Raw genomic sequence first — 10,416 nt, 5'->3', positions numbered from 1 at the left:
GGCAACGGGGTTCCCAGGTCATGGGAAGCGCGCGGAACCCGCCGGTCAGGCGGCAACGGGGTTCCCAGGTCATGGGAAGCGCGCGGAACCCGCCGGTCAGGTGGTGACGGGTCACCAGGTCACGGGCAGCATGGAGAAACCGCCGGTCAGGCGGTCGTGGCGCTGGGGAAGCTCCTCGAGCGGCACGGTCAGGCGCAGGTCAGGGAACTGCTGGAACAGGGTGCTGAAGACGGCCCGTAGCTCGACCCGGGCCAGGTTCGCGCCCAGGCAGTAGCGGATGGCGTAGCCGAAGCCGAGGTGCGGCTGCATCTCGCGGCCGATGTCGAACCGCTCGGGTTCGACGAAGACGCTCTCGTCGCGGTTGGCGGCCGAGGTCACGAGCACGCAGAGCTCTCCGGCCCTGATCCGCGTGCCGTCGATCTCGACGTCCTCGCGGGCGTACCGGCCGAGGCCGTGGTCGTTCGGCGCGCCCAGACGCATGATCTCCTCGACGGCGGCGGGCGCCAGCGCCGGGTCGCGTTTGAGTGCGTCCAGCTGTTCGGGGTTGTGCAGCAGCAGCACGACGCCGGCGTCGATGCGGGTGACGGTCGTCTCATGCCCGGCGAACAACAGGCCGCCGGCGATGGTCGCGATCTCGTCGTCGGGCAGGTCGGCCGTTGCCAGGTCGGAGTAGACGTCCTCGCCCGAATGGTCCCGTTTGGTCTTGACGATGCCGTGCGAGTACTCCTCCATGGCCGTACGGGCGGCGGCGGACCGGTCCGGATCGGTGAGGTCCGTCATCTCCTCGGCGATCGCGCGGAAGTGGTCGCGGTCGGCGAGCGGGACGCCGAGCAGCTCGCAGATGACCTGGATCGGCAGCGGCACCGACAGCGACGCGTGCAGGTCGGCCGGTGGGCCCTGCTCCTGCATCCGGTCGAGCAGGCCGTCGAGCAACTCCTGGACGTGCCCGGACAGTGCCCGCATCCGGCGGGCGGAGAACGCCGGCGCGAGCAGTCGCCGCATCCGGTCGTGCACGTCCTTCTCGGTGGCGTAGTCACCGTTGGGGCCGCCGGTGAGGGCGGAGTTCGACACCCGGGGGGCGTTGTCGGGGTCGGGGTGGGAACGGCCGAAGCGCTCGTCGGCGAAGATCGCCCGCACCTGTTCGTACCCGGTCACGAGCCACGCCTCGTCGCCGGTCCGGGTGCGGACCCTCGTGATCGGCGCCTCGGCGCGCAGCGCGCCGTACGTGGAGGCCATCTCCAGCACGTTGGAGCGTTCGAACGGCAGTCGCGGAAGCTCAGCCATGGGGCGACGTCCCTTTCCCCCAGGAATCACAGTTAATTTCCACCGTCGCACCCGTAATGCCTTGTGTCAATGCGTGAAAAGCGTGAAAGGCGGCTATCGGTCGGCGATCAGGCCGCCTATCGTCGAACGCCCGACCTCGGGAAAGGCCGTTTTCATGAAACTCCGAACTCCGATCCGTGCGGCGTGGCTGCGCCAAGCCGTCGCTTTGACGGCGGTCGCCGTACTCGGCTTCTGTTATGGCGTGGCCGGTGCCGGAGTGGCGTCGGCGAATGCCGCGCCGTCGTGGGCGACGGCCGCCGCCGACGCCTGGAACCCGCCGAGCAACCTCGTGACGCCGCTGAACGAGGTCTGGTCCCACGTCGAGAGCACCTACCCGGACCGCACGGCACTACGACCTGTCGCTCTGGCTGACGTCCGGCTTCAACGGCGGAGCGGGCGGCGACTGGGGCCAGCGGATCGGCAGCGAGTACTACACGAGCAACCTGAACACCGACAACATCCACATCCTGCTGCACGAGATGGGCCATACGTTCGGGCTGGACGACTTCTACGACTGGACACCGACCGGCCAGTGCTGCTTCCTCATGAAGGCGGGGACGGCGACCCAGATCACCGACTTCGACAAGTGGATGTTCCGCGACTGGTGGCGTCACCTCAAGAACCGCTACGGCTACTGACCGATTTCAGCAGCCACTGACGGGCCCCGGCGCCGTACGCGACCGCGCCGGGGCCCCGATCGCGGGTCAGGGGGTCCAGGCGGGGTCGCGGCCGGCGAGGCCGAGCGCCCGGTCGAGCGGCGGGGCGGTCTCCGGCACCGCCACCTCCGGACCGATCGCGCCGTACTGCCGGGCCGTCTCGGCCATCGCGGCGGCCTGATCGAACAGCGCCTGCGCCAGTTCGTCGTCGATCGAGAACTTCTGGCCCGTCGCCGCGGCCAGGTCCCAGGCGTGCAGCAGGACCTCCGCGAACATCATGCCGCCGACGAACCGGGCGGGCATCGCCGCCGCCTTGGCGATCCCCGTGTCGCCCTCCCAGGCGGCGGGCTCGGACCAGGCTGCCGCGGCCGCGCGCACCCCGGCGGCGTACCGCTCGGCCCAGTCCGGCTCGGCCGTGAAGTCGTGGCCCTCGGCCGGGGGCTCGGTCGGCGGCGTCTTACGGGCCGCGCCCTCGGAGCGGGCTCCCGTCCAGTGGATGAGATGGTTCAGCAGCGCGCGGACGTCGTACTCCGTGCACGGGGTCGGCAGGGCGAGCTGGTCGGGCCCGATCCCCTGGACCACCGTGATCGGCGCCTCCGCGGCGCGCGTCATCAGCGGGCGAAGTTCCATCGTCGTCTCCGTGACTCGTCTGGTGGCAGGCTGACACGGTAGGACGGTCGCGGCCGGCCGTCTTGAACAAATGCGACACTTGACCACATGGCCGATGCAGCGCCGCAGGCCCTTCGCGCCATCCTTCACCGCGGGGCGGCGTTGGAGCGCTTCCAGGTCTCCCACCGGGCACCTGCGGAGGATCTCGCGTGGATCGCGGACTACCACTGGATCCTGCACTGGAACCTGGGGGAGGGCGGATCCCACCGGCAGCAGGTCCTCACCCATCCGTCGGTGCACATGACGTTCCTCAGTGACGGGCAGGCCCGGGTGGTGGGCGTGGTGCGCGGCGTGTTCACCGAGACGATCGAGGGCCGGGGCCGGGTCGTCGGCGTACGCTTCCGGCCCGGTGGCTTCCGGCCCTTCCTCGGCGCCCCGGTGTCCACGATCACCGACCGGCGGATTCCCGTGGAGGACGTCTTCGGTCCTGCGGCGCGGGCCGCCGCCGACGCGATCATCGCCGCGCCGGATCCCGGCGACGCGGTCGCCCTGGCGGAGGATCTCCTCCGTTCCCGCGCGCCGCGCCCCGACCCCGTCGTACTCGAGGTCGGCGGCGTCGTGGACCGGATCGCCGCCGATCCGGCGCTGACCCGGGTGGACCGGGTGGCCGCCGCGGCCGGGATGGGGACGCGGCGTCTGCAGCGGCTGTTCGCCGACTACGTCGGTGTCGGCCCCAAATGGGTGATCCGCCGGTGCCGCATGCAGGACGCGGCGGACCGGGCGGCGTCCGGAACGGACGTCGACTGGGCGGCCCTGGCCGCCGAGCTGGGATATGCCGATCAGGCCCACTTCACCCGGGACTTCTCCGCCACGATCGGGATGTCGCCCACCCGGTACGCGCGGGCGTGCGTGGATCGACAGTGATCGACGCCGCCGGTGCGCTCCGGCCGCCGCGACGGGGCCGTGACCGCCTCACGTAGCATTTGAGGGACGACGACGCCTTCAGAAGGACTGTTCCCAAGGTGAGCACCGCTACTGAACCCCTGCGCGCGCTACTGTTGGAAAGCATTCACTCCGACGCGGTCGCCTCTCTCGAGAAGAGCGGCTACGCCGTCGAGACGGTGGATCGCGCCCTCGACGAGAACGAGCTCACCGCCCGTGTCGCCGGTGTGCACCTGCTCGGCATCCGGTCGAAGACGACGATCACCGACGCCGTGCTCGCCGCGGCTCCGGAGCTGCTCGCGATCGGGGCGTTCTGCATCGGAACCAACCAGATCGACCTGTCCGCCGCCTCGCAGCGCGGCGTCGCGGTGTTCAACGCGCCGTTCTCCAACACCCGCAGCGTGGTCGAGCTCGTGGTGGCCGAGATCATCGCGCTGACCCGCCGGCTCCTCGACAAGAACTCCCTGATGCACGCCGGGGTCTGGGACAAGTCCGCGGAGGGCGCCCACGAGGTCCGGGGCCGGCGGCTCGGCATCATCGGCTACGGCAACATCGGCAGCCAGCTGTCGGTGCTCGCCGAGAGCCTGGGCATGAGCGTGTTCTTCTACGACACGGCCGACAAGCTCGCGCTGGGCAACGCGCGCCGCTGCGCCACCATGGATGAGCTCCTCGCGGTCGCCGACGTCGTCACCCTGCACGTCGACGGCCGGCCCGGTAACAGCGGCCTGTTCGGTGAGGCGGAGTTCGCGCGGATGCGGCCCGGCAGCCTGTTCCTGAACCTCTCGCGCGGGTTCGTCGTCGACCACGGGGCGCTGCGGCAGCACATCGAGTCCGGGCACCTGGCCGGCACGGCCATCGACGTGTTCCCGAGCGAGCCGAAGGGCCGCGGTGACGAGTTCGTCTCGGAGCTGCGCGGGCTGCCCAACGTCATCATCACGCCGCACATCGGTGGTTCGACGGAGGAGGCCCAGCAGGACATCGGGCAGTTCGTCGCGGGCAAGCTGCAGGACTTCGTGGCGACGGGCAACACCGCGCTGAGCGTCAACCTGCCGACCGTGTCGCTGCCCGCGCCGGCGGAGGGGCACCGCCTGACGCACCTGCACCGCAACACCCCGGGCGTGCTGGCCACGATCAACGGCATCCTCGCCGACCACGACGTGAACATCGAGGGCCAGCTGCTGGGCACCCGCGGGGAGATCGGCTACGTCATCACCGACATCGGCACCCGCTACACGCCCGACGTGATCGAGCAGCTGCGCGGGCTGCCGACGACGGTCCGGCTGCGCCTGCTCTCCTGACCCGGACGCGCCGCCCGTACGCTCACCGAACCGACGAGCGTACGGGCGGCGCGCCGCGTCAGGCCATCTTGAGTTCGAGCCCGGCCGCCGTACGGGCGGCGCGGGTGTCAGGCGATGTTGAGCTCGGGCTCGGCCGCGATCTCCGCCTCCTCCACCGCGACGGCGGCGTTGACCTCCTCGCCGGACACGGCGATCCGCACGGCGAAGAAGTAGACGGCCAGGGAGAACGCCGCGACGGTGAGGATGTCCACCCACTCGGGGAGGATCTTGCTGCCGCCGTAGCGGCCCAGGAACCCGATGACGATCATGCCGCCGAACCAGGGCCAGACCCACATGGACGCCGCCCAGTTGAGGGGCGCACGCTCGGCCGCGGGTCTCGTCGCCCGGGTCACTGCGAAGATCGCCAGGCCGAGCACCATGGCAAGGCCGAGCTTCCACTCCGCCTGGTAGCTCGACCAGTAGATGATCAGGTTGGCCGCGATGAAGGCGACCGGCGCGAGGATCCGGTACGCCGGAAGGCGGTACGGGCGCGCGCGTTCCGGGTCGCGGCGTCGCAGGGCGTGTAGGGCGATCGGCCCGAACGCGTACATGATCGCGGTGGCGGACGTGACGAGACCGACCAGGGACTTCCAGCTCGGGAACGGCAGGAACGCGATCTCACCGACGACGAAGGCGATGAGGATCGAGAGGATCGGCACGCCCGTCCTGCTCACCTTGGCCACCGGGCTCGGCACCGACTTCTCCCGGCCCAGCGCGTACGACAGCCGGGACGATGTGGCGGTGTACACCAGGCCCGTACCGGCCGGGGAGATCACCGCGTCCGCGTAGAGCAGGACCGCGAGCCACGTGGCGCCGGCCCCGATCGCGAGGGTGGCGTAGGGGCCGAAGTCGCCCTTGCCTACGGGATTCGCCCAGCCGTGCGCGAGGTTGGCGGGGTTGAGGGCACCGATGAAGGCGATCTCCAGCAGGATGTAGACGATGGTGCCGATCGCGGTGGCCGTGATGACCGCTCGCGAGACGTCCTGCTGGGGCTTTCTCGCCTCGCCGGCCATCTGGATCGCCTGTTCGAAGCCCTGGAGGGCGAAGACGACGCCGGCCGGTAGCGCGGCGAAGATGCCGTGCACGCCGAAGGGCATGAACCCGCCGCCCGCCGTGAAGTTGGACGCGTGGAAGGTCAGCAGGAGGAGGACCACCACGGTGATGAGCGGGATGGCCGTCTTCCAGATCACGGTGATCGAGTTGGACTCGGCGAGGAACTTGACGCCGACGATGTTGATGATCGTGAAGAGGAGCATGAAGACGGTCGCGATCGCGAGGCCGACGCCGGTCAGCGTCCCGTCGGCGTGCAACAGGGTGAAGTTGTTCCTCACCCAGTCGATGTGATCGCAGTAGGACAGCGTCGCCTCGACCTCGATCGGGGCGATCGCCACCGCCTGCACCCAGGCCATCCAACCGGCCGTGAAGCCGGCCAGCGGACCGAACGCGAAACTCGGGAACCGGGCGGTGCCGCCGGCGATGGGGTAGGTCGCGCCGAGTTCGGCGTGCACCAGGGCGAGGAGGGCCAGCATGACGGCGGCGAGGATCCAGGCCAGGAGCGAGGCCGGTCCGGCGATCGTCGCCGCCGTGAGCGCCCCCAGCAACCAGCCGGAACCGATGATCGATCCGAGCGATACGAACATCAGTCCCCAGAAACCGACGTCCCGCCGTAGATGTCGTCCCGAATCGACGGATCCGGTGGTCGTGGGCGCCATAGAGCCCCCTTTCGCAACGTAAAACCGGTGCATGGTGGGCCCGATACGGACGCATGCCACGTCCCACCCCACGTCGGGCCAACCAACTAAAAGCGTGTTAATTGACGTTAGGGACAAGCCGTATTGCGCGTCAACGTCGGAGGCAGACTAAATCGATCCAGCCGAGAATGCAAAAGATGAACCAGCAGATCAGCGGGACACACGCGGATCACTGCGACCAATGTGGCAGGCGCAATGGGAACGCCACTTGGACCTACGGTTGCCCATCCACCGACCATCGCCTGCTTTTATTAGAGCAAAAGGCGATCTATCCGATTTTTACTATCGACACAATCGGCGAGTTCGCCATCCTCGGAAAGGGGGCGAAGCCTTATCGGCAGGGCCGACGGACGCGCAGCCGCCAGAGGGAGGTCACCTCGGCGGCGCGGGCGGCGTGCAGCGGATCGTCCTCGTCGGCGACACGAGGGTGGCGCGGCCGTACGTCCGACCGGCCGACGACCTCCAGCCCCGCGCCCTCGAACGCGCCGAGCAGTTCGGCACGGGAGCGCAGCCCCAGATGTTCGGCCAGGTCCGAGAGCACCAGCCAGCCTTCGCCGTCCGGCTCGAGATGCCCGGCCAGGCGGTTCAGGAAGCCGAGGAGCATCCGGCCGCCGGGATCGTAGATCGCGCGCTCGATCGGCGAGCTCGGCCGCGCCGGCACCCACGGCGGATTGCACACCACCAGCGACGCGCGTCCCGGCGGGAACAGGTCGGCCTCCACGACCGTGACCCGGTCCGCCAGGCCGAGCCGCGTGAGGTTCTCGCGGGCGCACGCGAGCGCCCGCGGATCCTGGTCGGTCGCCACGACCCGCTCGATCCCCCGCCGCGCCAACACGGCGGCCAGCACCCCGGTGCCCGTGCCGATGTCGAACGCCAGCGCGTCAGCGGGCAGCGGCGCCTGCGCCACCAGGTCGACGTACTCGCCACGCACCGGCGAGAACACCCCGTAGTGCGGATGGATCCGGCCCCCCAGAGCCGGGATCCGCACGCCGTTCCGGCGCCACTCGTGCGCGCCGATCAGCCCCAGGATCTCCCGGAGCGAGGTCACCGACGGCCCGTCACCAGGGCCGTACGTCTCCTCACAGGCCCGCCGTACATCGGGCGCCCGCCGTAGCGGGATCGTGTGGTCGGGTTCGAGCGGCACGAGCAGCATGCCGAGCACGCGGGCCCGCTGCGACTGCGCCTGACGGTGGAGATGGAACGCCTCGGCGGGCGACGGCGCCGGCTGATGACGCCGCCTCCGTACGGCCCTGCGCGGGCGGCGGTCCGCGCGGCGTCCCATCGCGGCGAGCAGGTCGCGGGCGCCCACGAAGTCACCGCGCCAGAGGATGGCCGTGCCCTCGCACGCCAGGTGGTAGGCGTCGTCCGCGGTCATCCCGTCGACCGCGACCGTCACGCGCCGGGGCGGCGGCGACCCGTTCTCGGAGCGCCAGCGGGCCGAGAACGACGTCCCCGCCTCGGTCCAGCGGACGATCTGACGTCCTTCCACGCTCGGCTCCATTGGCAGGAGGCTATGAGGAGACCGGTCTTCCCTCAATCGAATTACGCGTGGGCGTCCGGCCGCGGTTTACCGGTAACAATCCGATTCTTTTCCGGTCGAAGGCGAAGACCGGCGGCCGTGGTGCGGGTTAGATTGAGTCGCACCTGGCGGGGGCTTGGAGGTGCCTTTGGCCGAGCAGGCACGGCTGCCGTGGGGTGTCGACGCCCACACGCCGACCGACGCACGCGTGTACGACTACGCGCTCGGCGGCAAGGACAACTACGCCGCGGACCGCGTCCTGGCCCATCGGATCCTGTCCGTGGCCCCGGAGGCCCGCCACCTGGCGGCGGAGAACAACCGCTTCGCGCGACGCGCCGTGCGCCACCTCCGGGCCGCGGGCGTACGCCAGTTCCTCGACATCGGCTGCGGCCTGCCCAAACGGGTCAACGTCCACGACCTGGCGGGCCCCGAGGCCCGGGTCGTCTACGTCGACTACGACCCCGTCGCCGTGACGCATTACGAGGCGACGCTGTCCGGCGGGTCGTCCGCCGCCGTCGTCCACGCGGACGCCCGGCACCCGGAGCGGATCCTCGCCGACCCGGTCGTCAGCGACGTGATCGACTTCGACCGGCCGGTCGCGCTGCTGTTCACCTTCCTGCTCCACGTCATCGACGACGCGGAGCATCCCGCCCGGATCGTACGGCGGTTCCGCGACGCGGTCGCGCCGGGCAGCCATCTCGTGATCTCGCACGCCACGTTCGAGGGGAAGACGCCCGAGGCCGTCGAGGCGGTGGAGGACATCTTCATGGAACTGCGCGAGTCGCTCACGCTGCGCGGACGAGAGGCGATCACGGGGTTCTTCGACGGGTTCGAGCTCCTCCAGCCCGGCCTGGTCCTGGCCCCCGACTGGCGACCCGACCGCCCGTACCGCACGCCGTCGGGCTGGCTGCTCGCCGGCGTCGGCCGCAAGCGCTGACATCGGAAAAGGGCGGGGGCGCCGCGCGCCCCCGCCCTGCCCTCACCGCACCGTCAGCGGATGTTCTTCGGACGGTACGCGTGGTACTGGCTGCCCTTGCTCAGGCCGTACGTGACCTTGTGGTAGTCGGTGCCGTACCCGCCGTGCTGATCGAAGGCCATGTAGCCGACGATCTTCCCCTTCGAGTTCCGGACCCACTTGTAGAAGATCACGACGTGGCGGGTCTTGTTGGTGCCCGTCGCGTCGATGACCAGGTCGCCCCTCAGCAGCGCGGACATCCTGATGGGCGTCGAGTAGGTCCTCGTCGCCAGCGCGACGGTGTTGGGCCCCGGCTTGGACAGCTTGAGCGCCATCGACACGTACCCGGAGCAGTCCGTGCGGTAGCCGCCGTGCGTCCTCTTCTGGCTGTACGGGATCCGGTTCTTCGAGTGCGGGTGCCAGGTTTCGGCCCGCAGGATCACGTTGCGTCGGCTGATGGGGGCGGCGGCGGTGGCCGAAACGTCCTGTGCGGCCGGCTGGGCGGCGGCGTGGAGGGCCGCCGGGGCGGCGTGAGCCGTGGTGGCACCGGAGGGCAGGCCGAACGCGGCGACGCCCAGCGCGCCGGCGGCACCCAGCGCGGCGGCGCCGATCCCGATGCGGAGCCTACGAGACACGGTCATGGAACTCCTTCGTCATGGTGATGGGGCTTCGGCCGTTCCGCGAGTGTTGTTGGAGACTCGGCGTTCGGCCAGCGGCCACGTTAGGGAGAAAGCCGCCGTTCCACCATGGGAATCGGCCATCTAGGGACAGAGCTCGCGTCTCCGAAGCTCTGAGCAGCAAAGATGCCCGCGTTTCGGGACAGGCCCGAGACAATGAGACAACGGATTGCCCGATCCCGACGGATCCGGATTCCCTTCGCAGCCGCGCTTTGTCGATCTCGGCGACTACGATCTGCGTCCGGATGCTCCGAATTTGTGAACCGAACAGTACCGTCCCGCGTCCTAGGCACAATCGGCTTTCGGCCAAGTCGAGGGGGAGCATTGGACCGCCGACAGATGACGCATACACCCATAAGCCGGACCCGGCAACAGCGCCCATTGCCTACGAATCTCCCCCAAACCACCCGAGATCTGCTGGAAGAGCTCCGGGCGCTGAAGGACCGTTCCGGGTACGACCTCCGTGCGCTGGAGGGGAAGACCTACGCGAGCCGCTCGTCCTGGGGGCGCTGGCTCAGCGGAGAGACGTGGATCCCCTGTGCGGCCGTCGAGACCATGGCCGAGCTGTGCGGCGGTGACAAGCAGCGCCTCCGGGCCCTGTGGTACCGCGCGGACGACGACCGGCGAATCCCTTCCGTCCCGGAGCC

11 protein-coding genes are annotated in these 10,416 nt (G+C 69.9%); 5 read left to right on the top strand and 6 right to left on the bottom strand.

Annotation, left to right across the window (positions count from 1 at the left end; genetic code table 11):
* Positions 1-111 precede the first annotated feature (111 nt).
* Positions 112-1,284, bottom strand: coding sequence for a cytochrome P450 (locus tag AB0I04_RS46375; RefSeq protein ID WP_360900144.1), 1,173 nt, complete (start codon positions 1,282-1,284; stop codon positions 112-114).
* A gap of 234 nt (positions 1,285-1,518) precedes the next feature.
* On the bottom strand, positions 1,519-1,653 hold the full coding sequence (locus AB0I04_RS46370) for a hypothetical protein (RefSeq protein ID WP_360900141.1): 135 nt from the start codon (positions 1,651-1,653) through the stop codon (positions 1,519-1,521).
* Positions 1,654-1,802: 149 nt separating this feature from the next.
* Between AB0I04_RS46370 and AB0I04_RS46365 the strand changes: the two genes are divergently transcribed.
* Positions 1,803-1,961 carry a hypothetical protein gene (locus tag AB0I04_RS46365; RefSeq protein WP_360900138.1) on the top strand — a complete coding sequence of 53 codons (159 nt, stop codon included), beginning with the start codon at positions 1,803-1,805 and terminating at the stop codon, positions 1,959-1,961.
* 66 nt (positions 1,962-2,027) lie between these two features.
* Here AB0I04_RS46365 and AB0I04_RS46360 read toward each other — a convergent pair whose 3' ends face one another.
* Positions 2,028-2,609 carry a TIGR03086 family metal-binding protein gene (locus AB0I04_RS46360; RefSeq protein WP_360900135.1) on the bottom strand — a complete coding sequence of 194 codons (582 nt, stop codon included), beginning with the start codon at positions 2,607-2,609 and terminating at the stop codon, positions 2,028-2,030.
* 87 nt (positions 2,610-2,696) lie between these two features.
* On the opposite strand from AB0I04_RS46360, the gene AB0I04_RS46355 reads away from it, so the two are divergent.
* On the top strand, positions 2,697-3,512 hold the full coding sequence (locus AB0I04_RS46355) for a helix-turn-helix domain-containing protein (RefSeq protein ID WP_360900133.1): 816 nt from the start codon (positions 2,697-2,699) through the stop codon (positions 3,510-3,512).
* A gap of 98 nt (positions 3,513-3,610) precedes the next feature.
* Positions 3,611-4,828: a phosphoglycerate dehydrogenase gene (gene serA, locus AB0I04_RS46350; protein WP_360900130.1), complete on the top strand. Its 1,218-nt coding sequence runs from the start codon at positions 3,611-3,613 to the stop codon at positions 4,826-4,828.
* A 107-nt stretch (positions 4,829-4,935) separates the two neighbouring features.
* Here serA and AB0I04_RS46345 read toward each other — a convergent pair whose 3' ends face one another.
* Positions 4,936-6,579: an APC family permease gene (locus AB0I04_RS46345; RefSeq protein ID WP_360900127.1), complete on the bottom strand. Its 1,644-nt coding sequence runs from the start codon at positions 6,577-6,579 to the stop codon at positions 4,936-4,938.
* A 370-nt stretch (positions 6,580-6,949) separates the two neighbouring features.
* The gene (locus AB0I04_RS46340) at positions 6,950-8,107 is read right to left on the bottom strand and encodes a class I SAM-dependent methyltransferase (RefSeq protein ID WP_360900124.1); all 1,158 of its coding nucleotides are present in this window, start codon (positions 8,105-8,107) and stop codon (positions 6,950-6,952) included.
* Between the two features lie 178 nt (positions 8,108-8,285).
* On the opposite strand from AB0I04_RS46340, the gene AB0I04_RS46335 reads away from it, so the two are divergent.
* On the top strand, positions 8,286-9,074 hold the full coding sequence (locus tag AB0I04_RS46335) for an SAM-dependent methyltransferase (protein ID WP_360900121.1): 789 nt from the start codon (positions 8,286-8,288) through the stop codon (positions 9,072-9,074).
* Positions 9,075-9,127: 53 nt separating this feature from the next.
* Here the strand turns inward: AB0I04_RS46335 and AB0I04_RS46330 are convergent, their stop codons facing one another.
* The gene (locus tag AB0I04_RS46330; RefSeq protein ID WP_360900118.1) at positions 9,128-9,733 is read right to left on the bottom strand and encodes a hypothetical protein; all 606 of its coding nucleotides are present in this window, start codon (positions 9,731-9,733) and stop codon (positions 9,128-9,130) included.
* Positions 9,734-10,150: 417 nt separating this feature from the next.
* Between AB0I04_RS46330 and AB0I04_RS46325 the strand changes: the two genes are divergently transcribed.
* The coding region (locus tag AB0I04_RS46325) for a helix-turn-helix transcriptional regulator (RefSeq protein WP_360900115.1) at positions 10,151-10,416 on the top strand (266 nt) is incomplete at its 3' end.

Source organism: Actinoallomurus sp. NPDC050550 (assembly GCF_040655075.1).
GTDB lineage: Bacteria > Actinomycetota > Actinomycetes > Streptosporangiales > Streptosporangiaceae > Actinoallomurus.
The sequence above is the reverse complement of the archived record's forward strand: the minus strand, read 5'-3'. Positions and strand labels throughout refer to the sequence as shown.

Bases quoted from the DNA above. Each gene is read 5' to 3' on its own strand.
- AB0I04_RS46360 (WP_360900135.1), bottom strand. From the start codon at position 2,609: ATGGAACTTCGCCCGCTGATGACGCGCGCCGCGGAGGCGCCGATCACG.
- AB0I04_RS46330 (WP_360900118.1), bottom strand. From the start codon at position 9,733: ATGACCGTGTCTCGTAGGCTCCGCATCGGGATCGGCGCCGCCGCGCTG.
- AB0I04_RS46345 (WP_360900127.1), bottom strand. From the start codon at position 6,579: ATGGCGCCCACGACCACCGGATCCGTCGATTCGGGACGACATCTACGG.
- AB0I04_RS46375 (WP_360900144.1), bottom strand. From the start codon at position 1,284: ATGGCTGAGCTTCCGCGACTGCCGTTCGAACGCTCCAACGTGCTGGAG.
- AB0I04_RS46365 (WP_360900138.1), top strand. From the start codon at position 1,803: ATGGGCCATACGTTCGGGCTGGACGACTTCTACGACTGGACACCGACC.
- AB0I04_RS46355 (WP_360900133.1), top strand. From the start codon at position 2,697: ATGGCCGATGCAGCGCCGCAGGCCCTTCGCGCCATCCTTCACCGCGGG.